Source organism: Nonomuraea zeae (assembly GCF_005889725.1).
GTDB classification, from domain to species: Bacteria; Actinomycetota; Actinomycetes; order Streptosporangiales; family Streptosporangiaceae; genus Nonomuraea; species Nonomuraea zeae.
Genome location: NZ_VCKX01000014.1, coordinates 13,840 through 38,444 on the forward strand (window position 1 = coordinate 13,840; position 24,605 = coordinate 38,444).

General features: G+C 70.9%; 20 protein-coding genes. 6 read left to right on the plus strand and 14 right to left on the minus strand.

Features of this window, described 5'->3' with window-relative positions; all coding sequences use genetic code 11:
• Positions 1-3: 3 nt before the first annotated feature.
• From ETD85_RS66705 to ETD85_RS06835, 4 genes are all read right to left on the minus strand, one after another.
• On the minus strand, positions 4-2,997 hold the full coding sequence (locus tag ETD85_RS66705; protein ID WP_170246539.1) for a nitrate- and nitrite sensing domain-containing protein: 2,994 nt from the start codon (positions 2,995-2,997) through the stop codon (positions 4-6).
• A gap of 224 nt (positions 2,998-3,221) precedes the next feature.
• Positions 3,222-5,447 carry a [protein-PII] uridylyltransferase gene (locus ETD85_RS06825; RefSeq protein WP_138688745.1) on the minus strand — a complete coding sequence of 742 codons (2,226 nt, stop codon included), beginning with the start codon at positions 5,445-5,447 and terminating at the stop codon, positions 3,222-3,224.
• A gap of 121 nt (positions 5,448-5,568) precedes the next feature.
• Entirely contained in the window at positions 5,569-5,907 is a 339-nt protein-coding gene (locus ETD85_RS06830; protein WP_103955876.1) for a P-II family nitrogen regulator, read from the minus strand.
• Positions 5,904-7,259 carry an ammonium transporter gene (locus ETD85_RS06835; RefSeq protein WP_138688746.1) on the minus strand — a complete coding sequence of 452 codons (1,356 nt, stop codon included), beginning with the start codon at positions 7,257-7,259 and terminating at the stop codon, positions 5,904-5,906. The genes ETD85_RS06830 and ETD85_RS06835 overlap by 4 nt, the downstream gene beginning before the upstream one ends.
• Positions 7,260-7,465: 206 nt before the next feature.
• Here ETD85_RS06835 and ETD85_RS06840 point away from each other — a divergent pair, with 206 nt between their 5' ends.
• On the plus strand, positions 7,466-8,398 hold the full coding sequence (locus tag ETD85_RS06840) for an ABC transporter substrate-binding protein (protein WP_138688747.1): 933 nt from the start codon (positions 7,466-7,468) through the stop codon (positions 8,396-8,398).
• Here the strand turns inward: ETD85_RS06840 and ETD85_RS06845 are convergent.
• Together ETD85_RS06845 and ETD85_RS06850 are read right to left on the minus strand one after the other, a co-directional pair.
• A complete protein-coding gene (locus tag ETD85_RS06845; protein ID WP_170246540.1) occupies positions 8,382-9,146 on the minus strand; it encodes an MOSC domain-containing protein in 765 nt (254 codons plus the stop codon). The genes ETD85_RS06840 and ETD85_RS06845 overlap by 17 nt on opposite strands.
• A 10-nt stretch (positions 9,147-9,156) precedes the next feature.
• The gene (locus ETD85_RS06850; protein ID WP_138688748.1) at positions 9,157-9,975 is read right to left on the minus strand and encodes an alpha/beta fold hydrolase; all 819 of its coding nucleotides are present in this window, start codon (positions 9,973-9,975) and stop codon (positions 9,157-9,159) included.
• Between the two features lie 77 nt (positions 9,976-10,052).
• Here ETD85_RS06850 and ETD85_RS06855 point away from each other — a divergent pair, with 77 nt between their 5' ends.
• A complete protein-coding gene (locus tag ETD85_RS06855) occupies positions 10,053-10,643 on the plus strand; it encodes a TetR/AcrR family transcriptional regulator (RefSeq protein WP_138688749.1) in 591 nt (196 codons plus the stop codon).
• A gap of 66 nt (positions 10,644-10,709) precedes the next feature.
• Here the strand turns inward: ETD85_RS06855 and ETD85_RS06860 are convergent, their stop codons facing one another.
• From ETD85_RS06860 to ETD85_RS06880, 5 genes are all read right to left on the minus strand, one after another.
• A complete protein-coding gene (locus ETD85_RS06860; RefSeq protein ID WP_138688750.1) occupies positions 10,710-11,651 on the minus strand; it encodes a sigma-70 family RNA polymerase sigma factor in 942 nt (313 codons plus the stop codon).
• Between the two features lie 106 nt (positions 11,652-11,757).
• The gene (gene hutI, locus ETD85_RS06865) at positions 11,758-12,903 is read right to left on the minus strand and encodes an imidazolonepropionase (protein ID WP_138688751.1); all 1,146 of its coding nucleotides are present in this window, start codon (positions 12,901-12,903) and stop codon (positions 11,758-11,760) included.
• A complete protein-coding gene (locus tag ETD85_RS06870; RefSeq protein WP_138688752.1) occupies positions 12,900-14,222 on the minus strand; it encodes a formimidoylglutamate deiminase in 1,323 nt (440 codons plus the stop codon). Before ETD85_RS06870 ends, hutI begins: the two co-directional genes overlap by 4 nt.
• Positions 14,213-15,454: an allantoate amidohydrolase gene (locus ETD85_RS06875; RefSeq protein WP_138688753.1), complete on the minus strand. Its 1,242-nt coding sequence runs from the start codon at positions 15,452-15,454 to the stop codon at positions 14,213-14,215. The genes ETD85_RS06870 and ETD85_RS06875 overlap by 10 nt, the downstream gene beginning before the upstream one ends.
• A 31-nt stretch (positions 15,455-15,485) precedes the next feature.
• Positions 15,486-16,172, minus strand: a complete 687-nt coding sequence (locus ETD85_RS06880; protein ID WP_138688754.1) for an SDR family oxidoreductase — start codon at positions 16,170-16,172, stop codon at positions 15,486-15,488.
• A 56-nt stretch (positions 16,173-16,228) separates the two neighbouring features.
• Between ETD85_RS06880 and ETD85_RS06885 the strand changes: the two genes are divergently transcribed.
• The 3 genes from ETD85_RS06885 to ETD85_RS06895 are packed head-to-tail and all read left to right on the plus strand — an operon-like array spanning position 16,229 to position 18,483.
• Complete coding sequence (locus ETD85_RS06885) at positions 16,229-16,759, plus strand: PadR family transcriptional regulator (protein WP_138688755.1); 531 nt, start codon at positions 16,229-16,231, stop codon at positions 16,757-16,759.
• A 24-nt stretch (positions 16,760-16,783) separates the two neighbouring features.
• Positions 16,784-17,737, plus strand: coding sequence for an ATP-binding cassette domain-containing protein (locus ETD85_RS06890; protein WP_206058143.1), 954 nt, complete (start codon positions 16,784-16,786; stop codon positions 17,735-17,737).
• Entirely contained in the window at positions 17,734-18,483 is a 750-nt protein-coding gene (locus ETD85_RS06895) for an ABC transporter permease (protein ID WP_138688756.1), read from the plus strand. Before ETD85_RS06890 ends, ETD85_RS06895 begins: the two co-directional genes overlap by 4 nt.
• On the opposite strand, the gene ETD85_RS06900 is transcribed toward ETD85_RS06895, so the two are convergent.
• From ETD85_RS06900 to ETD85_RS06910, 3 genes are all read right to left on the minus strand, one after another.
• A complete protein-coding gene (locus ETD85_RS06900) occupies positions 18,460-19,296 on the minus strand; it encodes a MurR/RpiR family transcriptional regulator (RefSeq protein ID WP_138688757.1) in 837 nt (278 codons plus the stop codon). The genes ETD85_RS06895 and ETD85_RS06900 overlap by 24 nt on opposite strands.
• Positions 19,297-19,365: 69 nt before the next feature.
• Positions 19,366-21,015, minus strand: a complete 1,650-nt coding sequence (hutU, locus tag ETD85_RS06905) for a urocanate hydratase (protein ID WP_138688758.1) — start codon at positions 21,013-21,015, stop codon at positions 19,366-19,368.
• A 79-nt stretch (positions 21,016-21,094) separates the two neighbouring features.
• Positions 21,095-22,801, minus strand: a complete 1,707-nt coding sequence (locus ETD85_RS06910; protein ID WP_240779001.1) for an ABC transporter ATP-binding protein — start codon at positions 22,799-22,801, stop codon at positions 21,095-21,097.
• 347 nt (positions 22,802-23,148) lie between these two features.
• On the opposite strand from ETD85_RS06910, the gene ETD85_RS06915 reads away from it, so the two are divergent.
• Entirely contained in the window at positions 23,149-24,450 is a 1,302-nt protein-coding gene (locus ETD85_RS06915) for a DUF4331 domain-containing protein (RefSeq protein WP_240779002.1), read from the plus strand.
• The last annotated feature ends 155 nt before the right edge of the window (positions 24,451-24,605 follow it).

A 24,605-nucleotide genomic window follows, 5' to 3' on the forward strand; every position in this document is an offset into this window, starting at 1 on the left:
CACTCACTCTTGTTCCTCCTGTCCACGTACTTCCTGGCGGCCCCGTCGCACACCCTGCTGGTAGCTGGCCATCCGGCTGCGGATCCGGTCCGCTGAGACCGGTGGCGCCGGAGCCTGCCGTTGCGGCTGTTGCGGCTGCGCGGGCTGGCTTGCGGTGCCGGGCACCAGGTTCGCCTTGGGGGTGCGCTTCGGGAGCCCGGCGGCGGTGATGCCGCCGAGACTCGGCTCGCTGGCGGCGGCCGCCGCCTGCCAACCGGCGTCAGCGGCCGTTCGCCACGCTTCCTCCCCAGAGGGTACGGCTTGTGCGGGCTTCGACTCACCCTCAACCGGGGCGGGCGTCTGCTCCTCGGGCGGCCTGCGGAACCAGGCCGACTCCACCGAGGCGAAGATCGGCAGGTATTCCTCCTGCTCAGGCTCCATCGGCGACACGTCGACGGACGGCGTCGGCTCCGGCCTGCGCACGTCATTGGTCGGATACGACGGCACGGGCGGCGGCGTCTGGAACGCGCCATTACCGGATGGGAAAGAGCCCGTGCCCGGATACGACGGGTAGGAGCCCGAGTCGAAGGAGGGGGGCTGCCGCCGGTAGGAGCCGCCGTCGGTGTCGGCCGTGAAGCCGTTCACCCCCCGGCTGCCCGGGTCGGAGTTGAACACCCCGGACCCCGGCCTGGGCGTCCCAGGCGTGCTGTCGAACGTGCCCGGACCCTGCTGACCCGGACCCTGCAGACCCGGACCCTGCTGACTCGACCCTGGCCGGCCAGGACCCTGCGGTCCCGTACCCGCCTGGCCCGGGCCCTGGCGGCCGGAATCGGGCCGGCCCGGCCCCTGCTGGCCTGGATTGCTGGGGAAGGCGCCGCTGTTGAACGGGCCGCTGTTGAAGGCGCCCGGCCGCTGCGGCAGCGAGCCGTTGTCGAACGGGCTGCCCGGCCGCGCCGGACCCGGCCGCGCCGGACCCGGGCGCGCCGGCCCGCTGTCGAAGGAGTCGAAGCTGTTGAACGACCTGAACGACCCGTTCTGCACGGGCGGCGGCCCGGCGGGAGGCCCCACGGGGGTCTGGGCGGGCGCGGTCCCGCCGCCGAAGGCCGGACGCTGCGGCAGCGGCTGCTGCGTGCCGTCGGCCACCAGCGTGGGCGGCAGCAGCACCATGGCGATCAGGCCGGCGCCCTCGCCCTTCCTGAGCTGGACCCTGATCCCGTGGCGCAGCGCCAGGCGGCCGACCACGAACAGGCCCATGCGCCGCGACACCGACACGTCCACGACGGGCGGCTCGGCCAGGCGGCGGTTCGCCTCGGCCAGCTCGTCCTCGGTCATGCTGATGCCGCTGTCGGTCACCGAGAGCAGCGCGCCGCCGCCCTCGATGAGGCTGCTGGTCACCGTGACCTGGGAGTTGCTCGGGGAGAACTGGATGGCGTTCTCGACCAGCTCGGCGACGAGGTGGACCAGGTCGTTCGCGGCGCTGCCGAGCACGGAGGTGGCCCGGTGGACCTTGACCTGCACGCGCTCGTAGCCCTCGACCTCCGACAGCGCGGCGCGGACGACGTCGACCAGCTTGGCCGGCTGGCTGCGCCGGCGGGTGGCCTCGTGCCCGGCCAGGACCAGGAGGTTCTCGGAGTTGCGGCGCATGCGGGTGGCCAGGTGGTCGAGCTTGAACAGGTCGGCCAGCCGGCCGCCGTCCTGCTCGCCCTTCTCCAGGCCGTCGATCAGCGAGATCTGCCGCTCGACCAGCGTCTGGGTGCGGCGCGAGAGGTTCACGAACATCGAGCTGATGTTGCTGCGCAGGTCGGCTTCCTCGCCCGCCAGGCGTACGGCCTGCCGATGGACCTGGTCGAAGGCCCTGGCCACTTCACCGATCTCGTCGTTGCCCTCGACCTCGATCGGGCGTATGTCGCCGACGGACGAGTCGCCGCTGACCCGGAGCTGGTGGACCACGTCGGGGAGGCGGAAACCGGCGATCTCCAGCGCCTCGGTGCGCAGCCGGCGCAGCGGGCTGACCATGGAGCGGGCGATGGCCACGGTGAGGAGCAGGACGAGCAGCAGCAGCGCGAGGACCAGGGAGCCGGCGATGATCGCGTTGCGGATCTCGGACTCGCGCAGCTCCTGGCTGCGCAGGTTCACCTGGGCCGCCAGGTCCTTCTCGATGCCGTGCATGACGTCGATGCTGGTGGTGTTGTCGTTGAACCACTGCTCGCGGCTGGCCCGGGCGGAGATCAGGTTGTCGTTGATCCGCGCGCCGGGCTCCCGGCCGCTGGCCAGCGTGATCGCGCGGGACTTGGTGAGCTGGACGTTGACGTACTCGTTCTTGGAGGTGAGCTGCTGCGACAGGTCCAGGCCGATCTCGACGCCGGCCTCCGCGCCCACCGTCGCGATGTCGCTCTGCTGGCGGGCGTTGGAGGCGATGAACTGCTCGACCTCCTTGGCGTCCACGTTCTGGGCGTCGTAGGAGGCTTGGAGGAGCTGGACGCGCTGCCTGGACATCTCCTCCTTGGCGGAGGCGAGCGCGCTCAGGGCGCGGAACTGGCCGACGATCTGCGAGTCGTCGGACAGCAGGCTCAGCTCGTCGTGCAGCTTGAGCAGGGAGTCGGCGAGGAACCCGTACCGGCTGGTGTCGATCTGTCCCTCGGCCCTGATCCTGGGCAGCCGGCTGAGGTCGGACCGCGCCTGCCCGGCGGCCTTCACCACGCGGGGGCCGTAGGAGTCGTCGATCGTGTCGAGGTCGGAGCGCACGGTCTTGACCAACGCGTCGACGGCCGCCTTGCGCTGCTCCAGCGGCGCGGAGAGCTTCTTGCGCATCGCGCGCGAAGCGCCGATCCAGCCGCCGGTGTCACGCTCCAGCCCGAGGGCCTGGACGAGGTCGCGGACCCGGCCCGCCTGCTCGGCCGCGGTCGCCGTACGGTCGTAGTCGGCGATGCTCTGCACCGAGCCCACCACGCGCGCTCCCCCGAGCACGACGGCGGCGATGGTCGGAACCAGGATGAGCGCGGTCAGCCGCCATCTCACACGCCAGTTACGCAGGCCGAGACGTGGCAGCGGCCGCTTCCCGCGGTCCCGCTTCGCGGCATGGCCGCTGTCGGAGTTCCCCGTAGTCACTGCTCCCGCTACCCCTCAATCGTCCCGTTAGTAACGGGCTCTTCAAGCCGTCCACAAGGTATCCGCAGCATCTGACTTAACCGGCATATCGGGCACAATCGTTACAAATGTGACCGGTAGTTGTGTGCTGTTGGTTATCGCAGTGCGGCAAGAACCTGATCGCGGACTTGAGCCCTCTGCGCGTCGTCGCTGAGGGGGCGACCAGCGCGGTCCACAACATAGAAGACGTCCACCGCCTCCGCGCCGAGAGTCTCTACGCGGGCGGCTCTCACGTCAAGACCGCATTCACCGAACGCCCGCCCAATACGCCACAGAAGTCCCGGCCTGTCATGGGCTCTGACTTCCACCACGGTGGCCGTCGCGGAGGCGTCGTCGACCAGCGTTACCCGAGGTGGAGCCACAGGTACCCGGGGCGGCCGCATCGCGCGGGCGCGGCGGGCCAGCCGCTGCTCGATGTCAAGGCGTCCAGCAAGGACGAGACGGAGGTCGGACTCCAGGGTGGCGGGGTCGGGAGGGGAGCCGTATTCGGGGATGACCGAGAACTCGATCACGGCCGTGGACCCCGCCGAGGCGGACGAGGCCGAGCGCACGACGAGCCGGTGCGCGGACAGCACGCCGGCGGCGCTCCACAGCAGCCCCACCCGGTCGGGGGCGACGACCGTGACGGCTCCGCCGTTGACCCGGACGGCGCCGCCGCCGTGCCTGGCCAGCGCGGCCTGCGCGGTGGACAGCGTCGGCGGCTTGGGCGGCGCCGAGCCGGCCAGCACGGACCTGACGCGGCGCACGAGGTCGGCGACGAGCCCGGCCTTCCAGCTGTTCCAGGCGGCCGGCCCGGTCGCGTTGCCGTCGGCGACCGCCAGCGCGGCCAGCAGGTCGAGCACCTCCCTCGTGCCGACGGTGGCGGCGACCTTCTCGATCGTGACGGGATCGTCGAGGTCCCTGCGGGTGGCGGTCTCCGGCAGCAGCAGGTGGTGGCGCACGACCGTGGCGAGGGTGTCCACGTCCTGGGCGGGCAGGCCGATCCGGGTGGCGATGTCGCGCACCACGACCTCGCCGGTGGCCGAGTGGTCGCCGGGCCAGCCCTTGCCGACGTCGTGCAGGAACGCCGAGATCAGCAGCAGGTCGGGACGGGAGACCTCGCGGGTGTGGCTGGCGGCGTTGGCGGCGGCCTCGATCAGGTGCCGGTCGACGGTGAAGCGGTGGATCGGATTGCGCTGCGGGCGGTGGCGTACGCGCTCCCAGTCAGGAAGCAGCTTGACAAGGATGCCCGCCTGGTCGAGCTCCTCCCACACGGGCACGGCGGCACGGCCGGCGCCGAGGATCGACACCAGGGCGTCGCGTGCCTCCTCGGGCCACGGCACCGGCATCGGGGGCGACTGAGCAGCCAGGACGGACATCGTGGCCGGGGCCAGCGGCAGCCCGGAGTCAGCCGCCGCGGCGGCGGCCCGCAGCACCAGTACAGGGTCTTTGCGGGGGTTGATCCCTCTGGCGAGCACCACTTCGCCGCCGTGCTCCACCACGCCGTCCGCCAGGGGGCGGCGGCCTCGGGGAGCCGGGCCTGACAGGAGCCTGTCAACGGTGCGCCAGGTGGCGTCGAAGGCGTGCGAGACCGTGCGGCCGGCCTCGGCGAGCCGGCGCATCAGCGCCTCGGCGTCCAGCAGCCCGAGCAGCCCGGCCACGGCGTCCTGCTCCTGCAGCACGAGCCGGTCGGTGCCGCGGGCGGTGACGACGTGCAGCGCGTGCCGCACATCGAGGATGAACTCGTACGCCTCGCGCGCCCTCGGCCCCGGCGCGGAGGCGACCCAGGCGGCCGCCACGGCCTGCATGGCCTGGACGTCGCGCAGCCCGCCGCGCCCGTCCTTGAGATCGGGCTCCAGGAGGAAGGCGAGCTCGCCACTGACCTGAGCCCGCTTGTCGGCCGCGTCGCGCAGCTCGCCGAGCCTGCGCCGGGAGTCGGCGCGCCACTCGGCGAGCACGGCCTCCCTGGCCTTCCTGGTCAGCTCGGGATCGCCGGCCACATGCCTGGCCTGGATGAGGCCGAGCACGGCCTTCAGATCCTGCCTGGCGACGGCCACGGCTTCTTCCACCGTGCGTACGGAATGGTCGAGATTGACGGCCGAGTCCCAGATCGGGTACCAGATCCGGTCGGCGACCCTGGCCACGTCGGCCCGGCCGTTGTGGAGCAGGACCAGATCGAGGTCACTGCCGGGTGCCAGTTCGCCCCTTCCGAGGCTCCCGACGGCGACCAGTGAGACGTGGTCGCCGTCGCTCGCCGTACGAAAGAGGTCTTTGAGCCAGCGATCGGTGTCCGCGGCCCGCTCCTTGCGGGCCGCGGCGTACGAACGGGCCTCTCCTCTCACTGCTGTGCCCCCTTGCCGAGCGCCGCCCGGACGCCGTCGTCCGGGCCCCGCCGCGGATCCATCGAGAAAGCCCTGCCGTGCTCTGCCCTGACGCCGTTGTCCTGGCTTCGCTGCGGATACATCACAGGGCTTCCGGGCCCCGTTCTCCCGTGCGCACACGGATGACGGTGTCCACGGGCACCGACCAGACCTTGCCGTCGCCGATCTTGCCGGTGTGCGCCGCCTTGACGATGACGTCGATCACGTCCTCGGAGTCATCCTCTTCGGCAAGAACTTCCAGCCGGACCTTGGGCACCAGGTCCACCTGGTACTCGGCGCCGCGGTAGACCTCGGTGTGACCGCGCTGACGGCCGTAGCCGCTCGCCTCGCTGACGGTCATGCCCTTGATGCCGAACTGTTCCAGTGCGGCCTTCACGTCATCCAGTTTGAAGGGCTTGATGATCGCGGTGATCAGCCTCATGCGTCCACCTTCTTCTGTGCCGGGGCGGTGGGACCGTTGGAGGAGGCCACGCCGGAGGCGTAGACCGTGCCGAGGTCGTAACCCGTCTCGGCGTGTGTGGTGACGTCGATGCCGGTGACCTCGGCCTCTGCCGGCAGCCGGAAGCCCATCGTCTTGTCGATGATCTTACCGAGCAGCCAGGAGACCACGAAGGAGTAGCCACCGACCGCGACCGGGCCGAGCACCTGAAGGCCGAGCTGGCTGATCTGGCCGCCCTCGATCAGGATGCCCTTGTTCTGGCCGGGCAGGAACGGGTAGGCCGCGACGAAGCCGAGCGCGACCGCGCCGATCACACCGCCGACGAGGTGGACGCCGACCACGTCGAGAGAGTCGTCGAAGCCCAGCTTGTACTTCAGGCCGACGGCGTAGGCGCAGCCGACACCGGCGAGCAGGCCGATGACCACGGCGGCCCACGGGTCGACGAAACCGCAGGCGGGCGTGATGGCGACCAGGCCGGCCACCGCGCCGGAGGCGACGCCGAGCGTGGTCGCGTGACCGTCGCGCAGCTTCTCCACCACCATCCAGGCACCGGCGGCGACGGCCGTGGCGACCTGGGTGTTCATGAAGGCCAGACCGGCGGTCTGGTCGGGGGCGAGCTCGGAGCCCGCGTTGAAGCCGAACCAGCCGAACCACAGCAGACCGGTGCCGAGCAGCACCAGCGTCAGGTTGTGCGGCCGCATGGGCTCCTTGCGCCAGCCCTGGCGCTTGCCCAGCACGAGCGCGAGCGCGAGCGCCGCGGCGCCGGCGTTGATGTGGACGACCGTTCCTCCGGCGAAGTCCTCGATGCCGAGCTGGCCGAGCCAGCCGCCACCCCAGACCCAGTGCGCGACGGGGAAATAGACCACCGTGGCCCACAGCAAGGAGAACAGGACCCAGGCGCCGAACTTGGCGCGGTCCGCGATCGCACCACTGATCAGCGCGACGGTGATGACAGCGAAGGTGAGCTGGAAGGCGGAGAAGACCATGAGCGGGAAGTTGTCCGCCGCGGCCGCCTCGGCGGTGACGTTGCCGCCCTCGACGATGAGGCCCTCGTAGACGGCGTTGAACACCCCGCTGAGGCCGACGTAGTCCAGTCCACCGACAATCTTGTTGACGATGCCTGCGCCGTCGCCGGCCGTGTCGAACGCGAGGGAGTAGCCGTAGAGGACCCAGGCGACCGTCACGACGATGATGCTGACGAACGACATCATCATCATGTTCAGGACGCTCTTGGCCCTGGTCATTCCCCCGTAGAAGAACGCGAGGCCCGGAGTCATCAGCAGCACCAGGGCGGTGCATACCAGCATCCAGGCAGTAGTGCCGCTGTCGATCATCGAAGCGACCCTCCTTACATGTGACGTGTGGCCACAGCGTGTTCTCCTGGGGTTTCGTGGCTCGACCAGGTGTGTTTCACATTCGTGAATCTCGCCACGCTGGTGTTTCACCGGCGTTTCGGGCTTCTCACACGACCGATTTAGGCGCGGCTATATCGGACGTGAAATACTTAGGTTCGCCTTACCTAACCGATCAAGGAATGCCCATGCGTCTCAGGCTGGCCGTCACCGCCATGCTCCCCGTCTTCGCCCTCGCCGCGTGCGCGAGCTCCGGCTCCTCAGGCTCGGAGGAGGCGGGCGCCACCCGTACCGTGAAACACGCCATGGGCGAGACGAAGGTGCCCATGACCCCGAAACGGGTGGTGGTCCTCGACACGGACAAGCTCGACACCATGGTCACGCTCGGCCTCACCCCCGTCGGCGCGGCGCAGGCCGCGGAGAACCAGGCCTGGCCGAAATACCTCGGCTCGGCCCTGTCGGGCACCAAGGCCGTGGGCACCCTCCAGCAGCTCAACATCGAGGCCATCATGGCGCTGAAGCCGGACCTCATCCTCGGCACCAAGTTCCGGCAGGCCGCGTTCTACGACAAGCTCAGCAAGATCGCGCCGACCGTGTTCACCGAGCGGGTCGGCGTCACCTGGAAGGAGAACTTCCTGCTCGACGCCGAGGCGCTGGGCAAGAAGGACCAGGCCGCCCAGCTCCTGTCCGCGTACGAGACGCGGGCCAAGGAGGTGGGCGCCAAGTTCGCGAAGCTGAAGGTGGGCATCGTCCGGTTCATGCCCACCGAGATCCGCATGTACGGGCCCGAGTCGTTCAGCGGCATCGTGGTGGGCGACGCGGGCATCCCCCGGCCGGAGGTCCAGCAGCTCGCCGGCCAGGAGGACAAGCGCTTCGGCAAGCTGAGCCAGGAGAACATCGCCCAGGCCGACGCCGACGCCGTCTTCTACAGCGCCTACGGCGAGGCCGCCGCCAAGTCGCAGGCCACGGTGACCGGCGGGCCGCTGTGGAAGAACCTCGAAGCGGTCAAGTCAGGCAACGCCCACAACGTGGACGACGAGATCTGGATGCTCGGCATCGGCGTCACGGCGGCCGGCAAGATCCTGGACGACCTGGACAAGTACCTCACGCCACTAGCCTGACCGGATCGCCCTGCGCGATCCGGCCCGGGCGGGTCACGCGGGCATAGACGCCCAGGCAGGGCTGCGGACCCATGTCCAGCACCGGCACCCGGTTGTGCCTGGCCACCGTCCGCAGGGCGTCGGTGTCGCGCCCGAGCTCGCCGTGGGCCAGCGTGGGGATGGCGCACCGCGGGCTCGGCACGATCACCTCGATCTCCGCGACGTCGCCGATGCGCAGCCGGCGCCCCACCCAGTCGTTCTCAAGGAAGCCCTCCTCCACCGTGCCGATCACCAGATTGGGCCGGTAGCGGAGGGCTTCGACGGTCCCCCGCGGGCTGAGCGCGCCGACCCTGGCGATGGCCGAGGTGGAGACCAGGTGCAGCGGGGCGAAGTCGAAGAACGTCCCTTCCGGCGCCGCCCCGCCGAGCCGCCCGACGGTGTACGGGACCTCCGCCTCGATCCCCTCCGCCAGCACCCGCTCCGGCACGGAACGCTCGAACTCCGCGCCGTCCGGCGGCACGTCGATCAGGCGCACTTCGCGGCCGAGCAGGCGGGACAGCTCCTCGTCGCCCGGGACGCCGACGCCCTCGATGGCCAGCAGCCCGCGCCACAGCCGGGGGTTCTTGGCACTGGCGATCTTCCCGGTCGCGACGTCGAGCACCGCCCGCACCCGGTCGCCCGCGAGCCCGCGCTCGGTCATCTCGGCCTGCGCGACCTCCTCCCCCAGCATCGACTTGACGGGGTAGCGGCGCAGGGTTGCCAGATGCATGAAACCCACCTTACGGGCGGCCGGCCGGCTCCCTTTCCCAGAACCGGCGCAGGTGCGGCACCAGCTCGGCGGCCCGCTCGTCCGGGAAGAACAGCCGCCCGCCCTCGATCTCGACGATCTCCTTGACCCCGGGGATCGTGTCCCGCAGCCAGCGCGCCCAGCTCACGTCGAAGAACACGTCGCCGGTCCCCCACGCCACCAGCGTCGGCACCGTGAGCACGGTGAGCTGCGGCTCGATCGCGATCAGGTCCTTGGCGTCGATGGCGGTCAGCAGCCGCTCGAAGGCCCGGCCGCCGCCCGGCTTGTCGAAGATCGGCCGCAGGTACGCGTCCACCAGCACCTTCGGGTCGGCGATCCGCTCGTAGCCCTCGCCGAAGGCGGTCCGCGCGAGCAGCTCGGGCTGGTCCAGCACGGCCTCGGTCAGCGCCGCCAGCTCGCCTCTTTCGGCCAGCTCGACCGTGGGCCTGAACGCCTCTGGCGGCGTGTTGGTGTGCACGTCGCAGTTGGTCAGGGTGAGCGTGCGCAGGCGAGCGCGATGGCGGACGGCGAAGACCTGGGCCACGGCGCCGCCGGTGTCGTTGGCGACGAGATCCACCTCGGTGAGGCCGAGCCCGGCGCACAGCTCCTCCACCGCCTCGGCGAGCGCGGGGATGGACAGGTCGTCGCGCGAGGCGCTGCCACCGTGCAGCGGCAGGTCGATGGCCACGCAGCGGCGCTCGTCCTTGAGCTCGGCGATGACGTTGCGCCACAGGTAGGAGCTGGTGCCGACGCCGTGCACGAACAGGGTGACGGGGCCCTGGCCCACGTCTGTGTAGGCGATGCCGTCCATGGGTTCCTCCGTTTTCACAAACCGACTGTCGGTCTATGAAATTACCGACCGACAGTCGGTTTGTCTATAGTGGTTCCATGAACCTCAAGGCGGAACGCGGCGCGGCCACCCGCGACAGGGTCCTGGCGATCGCCACGCGGCTGTTCGCCGAGCGCGGCTACGACGACACCTCGATCGAGACCGTGCTGCAGGAGTCAGGGCTGAGCAGAGGGGCCCTCTACCACCACTACGCGGGCAAGGACGCGCTGTTCGAGGCGGTGCTGGAGGCCACGGAGTCGGCGGTGGGCGAGCAGATCATGCAGGCCGTGCGCGGGATCACCGACCCGGCGCAGTCGCTCGAAGCAGGCGTCCTGGCCTGGATCAGGCTCGCCGGCGATCCGGTCATCCAGCGCATCGTGCTCATCGACGCGCCCGCGGTGCTGGGGTGGCAGCGGTGGCGGGCCATGGAGGAGCGCTACTCGTTCGGGATGCTCAAGGCGGCGCTGGCGGCGACCCGCACGGTGCCGCGCGAGTTCCTGGACCTGCACGCGCACATGCTGCTGGCCGCCATCAACGAGAGCGTCCTGCTGGTGGCCAGGGGCGGCGAGCGCAGCACGGCCGAGGCGGCCGTCCAGGAGTTCCTGCGCCGCCTGCTGCGCGGGAGCCGGGAAGCACCCACCGAAAGCTGAGCGCCGCGCCCACGCGAAGAAGCCCTGCGCCGGCTCGGCCGGTGCAGGGCTTTCGTCCGGATGGGGTCAGGCGGCGGCGGTGGCCATCTTGCGCAGCCGCGCCAGCGCGTCCCGCTCGATCCGGCGGGCGCGGTCGCGCCCGATGCCGTAACGCTCCCCGACCTCGGTGAGCGTGTGCTCGCGGCCGTCCACCAGGCCGTAGCGCCAGCGCAGCATCTCGCTGGTGTCGCCCTCGAGCCCGGTCAGCCACTCGTCGAGCCGCTCCCGCTCCAGGATGTCGATGGCCTGCTGCTCGGGATCGGCCCACGTCTCGTCGGCGATCATGTCGCCGAGCTCGGTCTCGTCCTCGTCGCCCACGCCGAGCTGCAGCGAGACGGGGTCGGAGGCCCACCGCCGCAGCTCGCGGACCCGCTCGATCGGCAGGTCGAGGAGCCCGGCGAGGTCGTCATCGGTGGGCTCGGCGTCGAACTCGGCCAGGATGTCGCGCCGGACCCGCATCAACCGGGTCATCTGCTCCCCGGCATGGGTCGGCAGCCGCACCGGCCGCGCCTGCTCGTGGATGGCCCGGCCGACCGACTGCCTGATCCACCACGTCGCGTAAGTGGAGAACTTGTACCCCCGCCGGTAGTCGAACTTCTCCACCGCGCGGACCAGGCCCAGATTCCCCTCCTGGACCAGGTCGATCAACGGCATCCCGCGCCCGGAGTATTTCCTGGCCACCGCCACCACCAGGCGCAGGTTGGCCTGGATGAACTCGTCCTTGGCCCGCTGGCCGGAAATGGCCAGGCGCTCCAGCTCCTCGTCCGCCGCGTCCCCGATCCGCGGCTCCGAGCCCCCGCTGTCGAGCAGCTGCTCTGCGAAGAGACCCGCCTCGATCCGCTTGGCGAGCTCCACTTCCTCCTCCGCCGTGAGCAGCGGGACCCGGCCGATCTCGGCCAGATAGGTCCCCAGCAGATCGCGATCAGCGACGTGCTGCTCCTGCGTGCGACTCCCCGTAGGCCTTGCCATCCCCTGGCACCTCGTTCCGCAGCTGCGTTCTATACCCGGCCAACGTCCGGCCAGATGCAAAGATTCCCTAAACAACTACGACCGAGGGATGGTTCTGGATGTCCTCCTAAAGGAGGAGACCCTCGCGAAACACCTGGTGGACAAGGGGAACGCCGGGTCTGTAAGCGAGGTGTACGTAAGAGGGGGCCGCCAGCACGACGAGGTCGGCGCGGGCTCCGCGCCGCACCCAGCCTACGTCCGTGCGCCGCAGCGCGCGTGCCCCGCCGTACGTCGCCGCCCTGATCGCCTCCAGCGGCGTCATCCGCATCTCGCGGACGGCCAGCGCCACGCAGAACGCCATCGACGAGGTGAACGACGACCCCGGGTTGCAGTCGGTCGCCAGGGCCACGGTCGCGCCCGCGTCGATCAGCCGCCGGGCGTCCGGATAGGGCGACCGCGTCGAGAACTCGGCCCCCGGCAGCAGCGTCGCCACCGTGTCCGAGCCCGCCAGCGCGTCGACGTCGGCCGCCGTCAGATGGGTGCAGTGGTCGGCGGAGGCGGCGCCCAGCTCGCACGCGATCCGCACCCCCGGCCCCGCGCCGAGCTGGTTGGCGTGCACCCGCGCCCCGAGGCCCGCCTTCAGCCCGGCGCTCAGGATCTCGCGCGTCTGGTCGCCGTCGAAGGCGCCGCGCTCGCAGAACACGTCCACCCACTTCGCGTACGGTGCGCACGCGTCGAGCATCTCCCCGGCCACCAGCCGGACGTAGGAGTCGGCGTCCATGTCCGCGGGCACGACGTGCGCCCCGAGGAAGGTGGTCTCGTCGGTCAGCCCGGTGGCGATCTCCAGCGTCCGCCGCTCGTCCTCGACCGACAGCCCGTAGCCGCTCTTGATCTCCACGGTGGTCGTGCCCTGCGCGAGCATCTCGTTCACCAGGCCGAGTGCCCGGGTGGCCAGCGCGGCGTCGCTCGCCTGCCGGGTGGCGGCGACCGTGGTCCTGATGCCGCCTCCGGTGTACGGCTCGCCGGACATGCGGGCCTGGAACTCGGCCGTCCTGTCCCCGGCGAAGACCAGGTGCGCATGGCTGTCCACGAAGCCGGGAATCACGCAGCGGCCGGCCACGTCCACCCGCTCGTCGGCGTCGGGAGCCTCGCCGGCGGGCCCGGTCCAGGCGATCAGGCCGTCCTCGACGACCACGGCCGCGTCCCGGATCTCCTCGCGCTCGGGGTCGCCGGTGTACAGCAGCCCGATCCCGTCGATCAACGTCGTGGTCATCGCAGGCTCCCTATCGTTTCGGCCAGCATGGATCCGACATCGCCGAGCCGGTGCCGGCCATCGGCGACCACCCGGCGCCCGCCGGTGACGACCGAGTGCACGTCCGCCGCCGTGGCCGCGAACACCACGGCCTCCAGCCCCTTCGCACCCGCCGTACGCACGGAGTCCATCCGTACGGACACCAGGTCGGCCCACGCGCCGGGCACCAGCGACCCGGCGTCGGGGAAGCCGAGCGAGGCGTGGCCGGCGCCGGTGGCGGCGGTGAGCAGGTCGGCGGCGGGCCAGTGGCCGCGCTGCTCGGCGGCCAGCCGCTCGTTCAGCTCCACGGCCCTGGCCTCCTCGAACAGGTCGATCACGGCATGGCTGTCGGAGCCGAGCGTGATCTGCGTGCCCCGGTCGGCCACCGTCCTGGCCGGGCCGATGCCGTCCGCGAGGTCGCGCTCGGTGGTGGGGCACATGCACATGTACGCGCCGGACTGCCCGAGCAGCTCGACGTCCGCGTCGGTCAGGTGGGTCGCGTGCACCGCGGTCGAACGCGGCCCCAGCGCCCCGCGCTCCTGCAGCACCTGCATGGGCGTGGCCGCGTACAGCTCCACGCAGGCGGCGTTCTCCGCCCGCTGCTCGGAGACGTGCACGTGCAGCGGCGCGGCCTGGTGGGCGGAGAACTCGGCCACTACCGGCATCTGCTCGGGCGGCACCGCGCGCACCGAGTGGATGGCCGCGCCGATCTCCACCTCGGGCCTGCCCTCGTAGGCGGCGGCCAGGTCCTCGGTGCGGGCGGCCCAGCGGTCGGCGTCCCCGTCGCTGAAGCGCCGCTGCGTGCCGGACAGCGCCGCGCCGACGCCGCCCGACACGTAGCAGGTGTCGAGCAGCGCGATGCGCAGCCCGGCGTCGAGCGCGGCGGTGACGAGGGCGTGGCCCATCGCGTTGGCGTCCGCGTACGGTCGCCCGTCGGGCTGGTGGTGCAGGTAGTGGAACTCGCCGACACAGGTGACCCCGGCCAGCGCCATCTCGGCGTAGACGGCCCTGGCGAGCCGGAGGTAGCTGTCGGGGTCGAGCTCGGCGGCCACCTCGTACATGCCGTCGCGCCAGGTCCAGAAGTCGCCCTTCCCCTCCTGCGTGCGGCCGCGCAGGGCGCGGTGGAAGGCATGGGAATGGGCGTTGGCCAGGCCGGGGATGGTCAGCCCCGCCAGCCGCTCCGCCGCGCCCGGCTCCCCCTGGCCGACCCTGGCGATCCTGGTCCCCTCGATCTCGACGAGCACGCCCGGCGTGACGCCGGTGGGCAGCCAGGCCTGCTCGCACCAGTAGGTCAGCGACACAGATCCTCCAGCACGTCCGCGAGTGCCACCACTCCCGCCTCGCAGTCTGCCCGCTCGGCGTGCTCGTCGGGGGAATGGGAGACGCCCGTGGGGTTCCTGACGAACAGCATGGCGCTCGGGATGCCCGCCGTGGCGAGGATTCCCGCGTCGTGACCGGCTCCCGTGGGCAGGATCGGCGCGGGCGTGTCGCCGCCCGCGATCCCGGCCAGCCGGTCCCTGAGCGCCGTGTCGAAGTCGACCACCGGCGTCCACGACTCCTCCCTGACGCTCACACCCGGGCCACCCGTCCCGTCCGCGGCGCCCGCCGGCTCAGACAGCTCCGCGAGCCCAGAGAACCCGGCGAGCCCAGAGAGCTCGGCGAGCTCGGCGACGAGGGCCCGGACCGCGTGCTCGTCGGCCCCGCGCGCGTCGAGCCAGGCCGAGACGAGGCCGGGCACCGCGTTGGCGTTGCCCGGCGAGACGCGCACCTTGCCGACCGTGGCCACCACGCCGCGCCGGGCCGCGGCCTCCCGCGCGGCCAGGACCATGCGGGCGAACGGCAGCATCGGGTCGTCCCGGTCGGCCAGCCTCGTGGTGCCCGCGTGGTCGGCGCGCCCGCGGAAGTCGAAGCGCCACCGCCCGTGCGGCCAGATCGCCTGGGCCACGCCCACCGGCCGGCCCTCGGTCACCAGCCCGCGGCCCTGCTCGACGTGCAGCTCCACGAACGTGCCGACGGTGGCCAGCGTCTCGTCGTCGCGCCCGAGCCCGTGCGGCTCCCGCCCCGCCCTGGCCAGGACGTCGGCCAGCGTGTCGCCCTCGTCGTCGGTCAGCGCGAGCGCCCTGCCGGGGTCGAGCACCCCGGTCAGCAGCCGCGAGCCCATGCAGGGGACGCCGAACCTGGCGCCCTCCTCGTCGGTGAAGCAGGCCACGCCCAGCGGCACCGACGGATCGAGGCCGCGGGCGCGCAGGAGATCCAGCGCGGCGAAGGCGGACACGACGCCGAGCGGCCCGTCGTACGCGCCGCCCTGGCGGACGGAGTCGAGATGGCTGCCGGTCACCACGCCCGGGCGGCGGGACGGGTCGCCCCACCACGCCCACAGGTTGCCGTTGCGGTCTTCGCGCAGGTCCAGACCGCGCCGGGCGGCCTCGCCCGCGAACCACTCGCGCAGCTCCATGTCGGCCGCCGACCAGGCGTCCCTGAGGTAGCCGCCGGTCGCAGGGTCTCGTCCTATGTGCGCGAGTGGTTCAAGCATGGCCCCACTCTAGTGAATGGACCCATTCAGTTCAGTTGACGGGACCGCCTCTGGGCCGGACGGTCAGCTCGGTGAGGTGGGCGTCGGGGCCGGCGTTCACGGCGGCCAGCAGGGCCCGCGCGACGGTTTCCGGGGTGAGGTACTTGCCGGGCTCGAACTCGCCGCCTTCGTACTCCCGCACGCCGCGCTGCATGTCGGTGGCGGTCCTGCCCGGGTAAACGGTGGTGACCCTGAGCCGCGGCTCCTCCAGCCGCAACGCGTCGGCGAAGGCCTTGAGCGCGAACTTGCTGGCCGCGTAGGCGGCCCAGTCGGGGTTCGCGCGCTGCCCCGAGCCCGAGTTGACGCACACGACGTGGCCGCCCGCCTGCCGGAGCGCCGGCAGGAGCAGCCTGGTCAGCTCGGCCACCGCGACCACGTTGACCTCCATGGTCCTGCGCCACACGTCGGCGGGCTGGTCGGCGATCCTGCCGAGCACGCCGATCCCGGCGCTGTGGACGAGCACGTCGAGCCGCCCGATGCCCGCGACGTCCGCCTCCGTGACCGCGGTCAGCTCCACCGGCCAGGGCTCGGCGTCGGGCAGCTCCGCCGCCACGGCCGCGAGCGCCTGCTCGTCCCTGCCGCCGAGGATGACGTGGTGCGTCGGGCCCAGGGCCCTGGCGACGGCCGCGCCGATGCCCCGGGAAGCGCCTGTGACCAGCGCCGTTGGTCGTTCACTCATGAGGCCAGCCTATTTGAGGTTGACGATCACTCAAATTTGAGTACAAACTTGAATACATGTCATCGACCCGCATCCTGATCCTCGGCGCCCTGCTCGACGGCCCCATGAACGGCTACGGAGTCCGCCGGCGCCTGGAGGTCATGGGCGCCGACAACTGGGCGAACGTGGCGTTCGGCTCGATCTACCACGGCCTGGGCAAGATGGCCGACGAGGGCCTGCTGGAGATCGTCGAGGCCGGCAAGGGCGGCAAGGTCGTCTACGCGCTCACCGAGGACGGCCGCATGGAGTTCCGCCGGCTGCTGATGGGCGCGTGGTACGAGGTCAAGCCGATCGTGGACCCGTTCCAGGTGGCGATGACGTTCATGGACCGGCTGGAAAACCAGGAGCTTCTGGCCGCTCTGTATGGCAGGATGACGCAGCTCAAGACGAGCGTCGACACCATGGGCCATGTCATCGACCTCAAGCATCACCACGGCGCTCCTGATCACATTCGCGAGAACCTCCGCCTGACGAGAGCCATGCTCCAGGCCCAGCTCGACTGGGTCGAAAAGGCGATCAAGCAGGTTGAGGCCGGCGAACTGCCTTGAAAAAGCAAGGAGCTGAACACCTCAATGATCATCGAGGCACAGGGTTTACGTAAGACGTTCACCACGAGGAGCAGGAAGGGCACCCAGACCGTCGAGGCCGTGCGCGGCGTGGACCTCGACGTGGAGAAGGGTGAGATCTTCGGTGTGCTCGGCCCCAACGGCGCCGGCAAGACCACCACGATCAGGATGCTCTCCACCCTGATCACCCCCGACGCGGGCACGGCCGTCATCGCGGGCCACGACCTGCGCAAGGACCCCGCGGCCATCCGGCGCGAGCTCGGCTACGTGAGCCAGGCCGGCGGCGTGGAGGACACGACCAGCGCCAGGGCCCAGATCATGATGGCCGCCAGGATCCACTCCGTCGACGACCCGAAGGGCGCGACGGCCGGCGTGCTGGAGCGCTTCGACCTGGCCGAGATCGCCGACCGTCCCGGCCGCACGCTGTCCGGCGGCCAGAAGCGCCGGGTCGCCATCGCGATCGGGCTGGTGCACAACCCGCCGCTGCTGTTCCTCGACGAGCCGACCACCGGCCTCGACCCGCAGAACCGGGCCAACCTGTGGGAGCGCATCAGGCAGCTGCGCGAGGCGGGCACCAGCGTGCTGCTCAGCACCCACTACCTCGACGAGGCCGACGTGCTGTGCGACCGGCTGATGATCGTCGACCACGGCCTGGTCGTGGCCGAGGGCACCCCGGCCGCGCTCAAGCGCGAGGTCTCCGGCGACGTCATCACGCTCAGGGTGAACGAGCTGGAGCGGGCCGCCGAGACACTCAAGCCGCACGCCCGCGAGACCCGCGTGGACGAGGACGTGCTGCGCGTCTACGTGGACGACGGCGAGCACACGCTGCCCGCCCTGCTGCGCGCGCTGGAGGAGCAGGGCCTGGCGCTGACCTCGATCGCGCTCGACCGCTCCACGCTGGACGACGTGTTCCTGGCCAAGACCGGCCGCACCCTCCGCGACGCTGGAGCCGCCGCATGATCCGCCACGCCGCCCTGTTCACGGGCTACGAGCTGAAGAAGTCGTTCAGCAATCCCATCTGGCCGCTGTTCGGCATCATGCAACCGGTGCTCTACCTGCTGATGTTCGCGCCGCTGCTGAAGTCGCTGACCCCGGGCGGCACGACGGTCGACGCGGTGCGGATGTTCACCCCGGCGGCGATGATGATGATCGCCGTGTTCGGGTCGCTGTTCTCCGGGTTCGGGCTGATCGCCGAGCTGCGCAACGGCTCTCTCGAACGCTATGCCGTCAGCCCCGCGTGGCGGCCGGCCATCGTGCTCGGGCGGGTGGCCAAGGACATGGTCATGCTGGTCTTCCAGGCCATCCTGGTGCTGATCGTGGCCGTCGCGATGGGGGTCAGGATCGGGGCCGTCGAGGTGGTGCTGGTGCTGCTGCTCATGGCCGCGACCGGGCTGTTCGCCTCGGGGCTGTCGCAGGGGCTGGCGCTGACCGTGCGCGACGAGAACGGCATGTCGCAGACGCTCAACCTGTTCATGCTGCCGATCATGCTGCTGGCCGGGATGTTCGTGCCGATCGCGTTCGCGCCCGGCTGGATGCAGACCCTGGCCCCGATCAACCCGCTCTACCACGCGGTCGAGGCCGGGCGGGCGTTGTTCGACGGGCGGCTGTCGGACTCGTCGATCCCGATCGCGTTCGGGCTGTTCGTCGGGCTGGCGGTGCTCACCACGATCTGGTCGATGCGCTCACTGCGCAGGATCGCCGGATAGGAACGTACCGGTCTCGTCGGTCATCCGCTCGTACTCCTCCAGCCTGGCCTGGGTGCGCAGCGGCGCGGCGTCGGCCATGGCCTCCACCAGGGCCATGGCCAGCGCCAGCGGCGCCGCGTGGGAGTCGAACACGAGCCGGTCGCCGACCGGCGCGTCCAGCACGACCTCGGCCGGGAAGTCGGACCTGTCAGTGATCGCGGCCACCCGCAGGCCCATCTTCTCCGCGTATTCCAGCGCCTGCACGGCCTCGGTGGGATAGCGCGGCAGCACCACGGCCACCACCCACTCCGCGCCGGCCCGCCGCGCCGCGTGCAGCCCGTCGGTCAGCTCGGAGCCGCCGTGGGTGAGCAGCCGGACGTCGGGATGGATGCGGCGGGCGTAGTAGGCGAAGGTGGTGGCCAGCCCGCACGAGACGCGCAGCCCGAGCACCGGCAGCGGCTCGGTGGCGGCCAGCTGCTCGCCCAGCTCCTTCAGCGGGAACGCCGGCAGGCGCTCCCTGACCAGGGCCAGGTTGCGGATCTCACCGTCGATGGCGCCGCGCAGCAGGCTCTCCTGCGGGCCCTCCACCCCGCCGCCCAGCACCAGCGGCCGCAGCGCCTGCCGCAGCTCGGGATAGCCCGCGAACCCCAGCACCATGGCGAACCTGGTCACCGACGGCTGGCTGACCCCCGCCCGCTCGGCCAGCTCCACGCTGGACAGGAAGATGGCCTCATCGAGATGCTCGCCGAGATAGTGCGCGATCCGCCGCTGCACGGGTGACAGCCTCCGGCCATCCAGCAGCACGCCCAGCCCACCGTGATATCCGTCCGCCACGCCACCTCCAACGTTGCCTGACCGGCATTCTCATCCCTCAACCTGAGAACCGGCTCCCAGGTGGCGAGGTCAGGACTCGCGCATGGGGATGCGGACCCCGCGTTCGGCGGCCACCTCCGCGGCCGTGTCGTAGCCCGCGTCCACGTGCCGCATGACGCCCGTGCCCGGGTCGTTGGTGAGGACCCGGTTGAGCTTCTCCCCCGCCAGCGCGGTGCCGTCGGCCACGGTCACCTGGCCGGCGTGGATGGAGCGCCCGATGCCGACCCCGCCGCCGTGGTGGATCGACACCCAGGCCGCCCCCGAGGCCGTGTTGAGCATGGCGTTCAGCAGCGGCCAGTCCGCGATCGCGTCGGAGCCGTCGGCCATGGCCTCGGTCTCCCGGTAGGGGGAGGCGACCGAGCCGCTGTCGAGGTGGTCGCGCCCGATCACGATGGGCGCCCGGAGCTCGCCGGAGGCCACCATGTCGTTGAACCGCTCGCCCGCGATGTTGCGCTCGCCGTAGCCGAGCCAGCAGATGCGCGCGGGCAGCCCCTGGAAGTGCACCTTCTCCCCGGCCTTCCTGATCCACCTGGACAGGGGCTCGTTGTCGGGGAAGAGCTCCAGGATGGCCCGGTCGGTGGCGGCGATGTCGGCCGGGTCGCCGCTCAGCGCGACCCACCTGAACGGCCCCTTCCCCTCGCAGAACAGCGGCCTGATGTAGGCGGGCACGAACCCGGGGAAGTCGAAGGCCCGCGCGTATCCGGCCAGCTGGGCCTCGCCCCTGATGGAGTTGCCGTAGTCGAAGACCTCGGCGCCCGCGTCCTGGAACCCGACCATGGCCTCGACGTGCCGCGCCATCGAGGCCCGCGCCCGCTCGGTGAACCCGGCCGGGTCCTTGTCGCGCTCGGCCGCCATGTCCTCGAACGCCACTCCCAGCGGCAGGTACATCAGCGGGTCGTGCGCCGAGGTCTGGTCGGTCACGATGTCGATCTCCGCGCCGGAGGCCAGCAGGCCGGGCACGGCCTCGGCGGCGTTGGCGACGACGCCGATCGACAGCGGGCGGCGGGCGTCGCGAGCCTCGTAGGCCAGCCGCAGCGCCTCTTCCACCGACGACGCCTGCACGTCGAGGTAGCGGTGCTCGATGCGGCGGGTGACCGAGCGCGGGTCGCAGTCGACGCAGATGACCACGCCGCCGTTCATGGTGACGGCCAGGGGCTGGGCGCCGCCCATCCCGCCGAGCCCCGCGGTCAGCGTGATCGTCCCGGCCAGCGATCCGCCGAACCTCTTGGCCGCGACCGCCGCGAACGTCTCGTACGTGCCCTGGAGGATGCCCTGCGTGCCGATGTAGATCCAGGAGCCCGCGGTCATCTGGCCGTACATGGTGAGCCCGGCCGCCTCCAGCCGCCGGAACTCCTCCCAGTTGGCCCAGTCGGGCACCAGGTTGGAGTTGGCGATGAGCACTCGGGGGGCCCACTCGTGGGTGCGGAACACGCCCACGGGCCGCCCCGACTGCACGAGGAGGGTCTCGTCGCCCTCCAGCGTGGTGAGCGTCCTGACCATCGCGTCGAACGAGGGCCAGTCACGCGCCGCCTTGCCTGATCCGCCGTACACCACGAGCTGCTCGGGATGCTCGGCCACCTCGGGGTCGAGGTTGTTCTGGATCATGCGCAGCGCGGCCTCCTGCGGCCAGCCCTTCGCGGTGATCGTGGTGCCGCGCGGGGCGCGGACGGTCCTGCTCATGGGCGGTCCCTTCGTGAATGAACCCATTCACGAAGAGACTAACCCCGACTACCGAGATCGGCAGCATGCGACAGCGCGCTCAGCTGACCAGGAACTGCGTGGCGGCCAGCTCCCGGTACAGCTCGTCCGCGCCGACCAGCTCGTCGTGCGTGCCGACCGCCCGTACGCCGCCGCCTTCCATGACCACGATCCGGTCGGCGTTGGTCACGGTGGACAGCCGGTGCGCGATGACCAGCACGGTCGTCTCCGTCGCCACCTCGGCGATGACCTCGCGCAGCCGCAGCTCGTTGACCGCGTCGAGCTGCGAGGTGGCCTCGTCGAGCAGCAGCAGCCTGGGCTTGCGCAGCAGTGCCCTGGCGATGGCGACGCGCTGCCGCTCGCCGCCCGACAGCAGCACGCCGCGGTGCCCGACCGCCGTCTCCAGCCCCTCGGGCAGCCGGGAGACCAGGTCGTCGAGCCTCGTACGGGCGATCGCGCGGGTCAGCTCCTCCTCGGTGGCGTCCTGGGCGGCGAAGAGCAGGTTCTCCCGCAGCGTGCCGGCCAGCACGGGGGCGTCCTGCTCGACGTACCCGAGCGTGGCCCGCAGCTCGCCCAGCGGCCAGTCGCGGATGTCGCGCCCGCCGACGGTGATGACGCCGCCCTGGTGGTCGTAGAAGCGCTCCAGCAGCCCGAAGACCGTGGACTTGCCCGCTCCCGACGGCCCCACCAGCGCGGTCAGCCCGCCGGGCGGCACCTCGAAGGTGACCCCGTCGTGCACGATCGGCCGGTCGTCGCCGTACCTGAACTCCACGTCCTCGAACGTCACCCCGACCGGCTCGGCGCTCTCGGCCACCGCGACGCTGACCGGCTCGGCGGGCAGGCTCTCGATCTCCTTGATCCGGCTCATCGCGGCCAGCCCGTTCTGGAGCTGCACTCCGCCCTGGACCAGCTGCCCGATGGGCGGCACGAGGTAGAACAGGTACAGCAGGAACGCGATCAGCGAGGAGACGTCCAGCGCGCCCGAGGCGACCCTGGAGCCGCCGACCGCCAGCACGCACAGGAACGCGATCTGCACCGCCATCCAGGTCGCCACCCCGGCCAGCGAGGTCCACCCGGCGACCTGCAGCCCCCGGTCGCGGGCCCGCACGGCGGCGTCGCCGACCACGGCGATCTCCCGCTCCTCCGCGCCGCTCGCCTTGACCGTCCGGTACGCCTGCAGCGCCCGGTCCAGCACCGCGCCCATGTCGCCCACGGCCTCCTGCGCGGCCAGCTGCGCCCGCTGGATCTTCGGCATGATCAGCGCGACCAGGCCGCCGATCACCACCACCACCAGCAGCGTGACGAGCAGCAGCACCCCGTCCATGGTCGCCATCATGATGATGGCGCCGACCAGCATGAACGCCGCGCTGACCGATTCGACGATGCCGTTGGTCAGCACCGCGCGCAGCAACGTCGTGTCACCGGTGACCCGCGACAGCAGGTCGCCGGGCTTGAGCCGGTCCACGTCGGCCACCTTGAGCCGGAGCATCCGGTCCACCAGCTTGCGCCGCGCGCCGAGCACGATGCCCTCGCCCGTGCGCTCCATCAGATAGCTGCCGGAGGCCGACACGACGGCGCCGACCAGCACGGCGACGGTCAGTCCTAACAGCGGCCCGGCCATGGACTGATCCTGGCCGAACGCGTCCACCACGTACTTGGCCAGCAACGGCATCGCGAGGCCCGCCACCGAGCCGATCAAACCCAGCAACCCGCCCAGGACGAGGATCTTCCGGTGCGGGCGAATGTAGGCGAGCAACTCCTTGACCACCGCATCTCCTTTCACGACATTTCTCGATTTGCTTCAACGAACGGGACCGCGCGATCCGCACCCCCCGATGACGTCAACCTAGATTGACGACCTAAGTATGTCAACTTTGGTTGACCCCTCCTCCTTGAGGAGGAGACACCGAGGAGGAGAGGGCGTCGAAAAAAGCCGCGAGAGTGGCGACATCCAGAAGGCGGCCCTTGGACGAATAGGGCGTCGAGGAACCCGGCCGGAACCTCGTACCACCCGATCAGCCCTTTGGAAAGGACCGAACCATGGAGCTCCGGATCCACCGGCGCGCTCTTGTCGGAATTGGCCTCGCCGCAGCGGTAGCCGCGTCGTCGTTGGCCGTGCTCCGCACCGACTCCGGCATCGCTTCCTCACACCGTGAGGCCCCGGCCATCTCGGCCGACCCGCAACACGACAACACCGACGTGTACGCGTTCGTCAGCCCGGACAAGGCCGACACGGTGACCCTGCTGGCGAACTGGATCCCGTTCGAGGAGCCTCAGGGCGGCCCGAACTTCTACCCGTTCGCCACCAAGTCCCGCCACAACATCAAGATCGACAACGATGGCGACGCCAAGCCGGACATCACCTACGAGTGGGTGTTCCGCAACGAGGACAAGCGCGGCAACGACACGTTCCTGTACAACAAGGCGCCCGTCACCTCGCTGAACGACCCCGACCTGCTCTTCCGCCAGCGCTACACGCTCAAGCGCATCACGCCGAGCGGCTCCACGACGCTGATCTCGGACGGCATCGTCGCGCCGAGCAACGTCGGCCCCGCCTCGATGCCGAACTACGGCACGTTGCGCGCCCAGTCCATCAGGAACCTGCCGGACGGCGGCAAGACGTTCGCCGGGCAGGCGGACGAGGCGTTCTTCCTCGACCTGCGCGTGTTCGACTGCCTGTACGGCTGTGACCTGTCCGAGGTCGGCCAGGACACCACCAAGGGCTACAACGTCAACACGATCGCGTTGCAGGTGCCCGCTTCGGACCTGGCCATCAAGGGCGACGCGAAGAACAACCCCGTGATCGGCGTCTGGTCCACCACGGACAAGTTCAACGGCGAGAAGTTCGTCCAGGTCTCGCGGCTGGGCAACCCCCTGGTCAACGAGGTCGTGGCTCCCGCCGGGCTCAAGGACGCGTTCAACGCCCTGCCTCCGGAGAAGGACGCCGATGTGGACGCTCTGGTCAAGCGGGTCACCGACCCCGAGCTGGCCAGGCTGCTGCAGTCCTCCTACGGCATCAAGGCGCCCGCCACCCCGCGCAACGACCTGGTCGAGATCTTCCTGACCGGCATCGCCAAGGCCAACGGCCCGATCAAGGCCGACCTGAACTCGCAGAGCCTCAACAAGGACGCGGCCAAGCTGCGCCCCTCCGAGATGCTGCGGCTCAACATGTCGATCCCGCCCACGAAGGACCCGAACCGGCTGGGCGTGCTGGGCGGTGACCTCCAGGGGTTCCCGAACGGCCGCCGGCTCTCCGACGACGTCGTGGACATCGAGCTGCAGGCCGTGGCGGGCGCCGCCCAGTCCGGCAAGCTCGTGCCGGGGCTGACGGACAAGGTGGACAGGAACGACCGGCCCTTCCTGCAGTCGTTCCCGTACATCCCGCTCCCCAGCAACGTCGCGGTGAACAGGCGATAGCGACCTGACCGGCCTGCTCCCTCTCCAAGCAGGCCGGTCCTTCCGGCGGCAGACTCCCGTCTCCCATCGTCTGCCGCCATAGAGAGGGCCGGCCGGCCGTGTTCCCCGTCACGGTCGGCCGGCCCCGTACCCAGCTCTGGAGCATTGGACATGCG

What these genes read in the sequence shown, in the direction of transcription:
- ETD85_RS06830 (WP_103955876.1), bottom strand. Translation starts at nt 5,907, where the DNA reads ATGAGGCTGATCACCGCGATCATCAAGCCCTTCAAACTGGATGACGTG.
- ETD85_RS06835 (WP_138688746.1), bottom strand. Translation starts at nt 7,259, where the DNA reads ATGATCGACAGCGGCACTACTGCCTGGATGCTGGTATGCACCGCCCTG.
- ETD85_RS06840 (WP_138688747.1), top strand. Translation starts at nt 7,466, where the DNA reads ATGCGTCTCAGGCTGGCCGTCACCGCCATGCTCCCCGTCTTCGCCCTC.
- ETD85_RS06845 (WP_170246540.1), bottom strand. Translation starts at nt 9,146, where the DNA reads ATGCATCTGGCAACCCTGCGCCGCTACCCCGTCAAGTCGATGCTGGGG.
- ETD85_RS06850 (WP_138688748.1), bottom strand. Translation starts at nt 9,975, where the DNA reads ATGGACGGCATCGCCTACACAGACGTGGGCCAGGGCCCCGTCACCCTG.
- ETD85_RS06855 (WP_138688749.1), top strand. Translation starts at nt 10,053, where the DNA reads ATGAACCTCAAGGCGGAACGCGGCGCGGCCACCCGCGACAGGGTCCTG.
- ETD85_RS06860 (WP_138688750.1), bottom strand. Translation starts at nt 11,651, where the DNA reads ATGGCAAGGCCTACGGGGAGTCGCACGCAGGAGCAGCACGTCGCTGAT.
- hutI (WP_138688751.1), bottom strand. Translation starts at nt 12,903, where the DNA reads ATGACCACGACGTTGATCGACGGGATCGGGCTGCTGTACACCGGCGAC.
- ETD85_RS06875 (WP_138688753.1), bottom strand. Translation starts at nt 15,454, where the DNA reads ATGCTTGAACCACTCGCGCACATAGGACGAGACCCTGCGACCGGCGGC.
- ETD85_RS06880 (WP_138688754.1), bottom strand. Translation starts at nt 16,172, where the DNA reads ATGAGTGAACGACCAACGGCGCTGGTCACAGGCGCTTCCCGGGGCATC.
- ETD85_RS06885 (WP_138688755.1), top strand. Translation starts at nt 16,229, where the DNA reads ATGTCATCGACCCGCATCCTGATCCTCGGCGCCCTGCTCGACGGCCCC.
- ETD85_RS06890 (WP_206058143.1), top strand. Translation starts at nt 16,784, where the DNA reads ATGATCATCGAGGCACAGGGTTTACGTAAGACGTTCACCACGAGGAGC.
- ETD85_RS06895 (WP_138688756.1), top strand. Translation starts at nt 17,734, where the DNA reads ATGATCCGCCACGCCGCCCTGTTCACGGGCTACGAGCTGAAGAAGTCG.
- hutU (WP_138688758.1), bottom strand. Translation starts at nt 21,015, where the DNA reads ATGAGCAGGACCGTCCGCGCCCCGCGCGGCACCACGATCACCGCGAAG.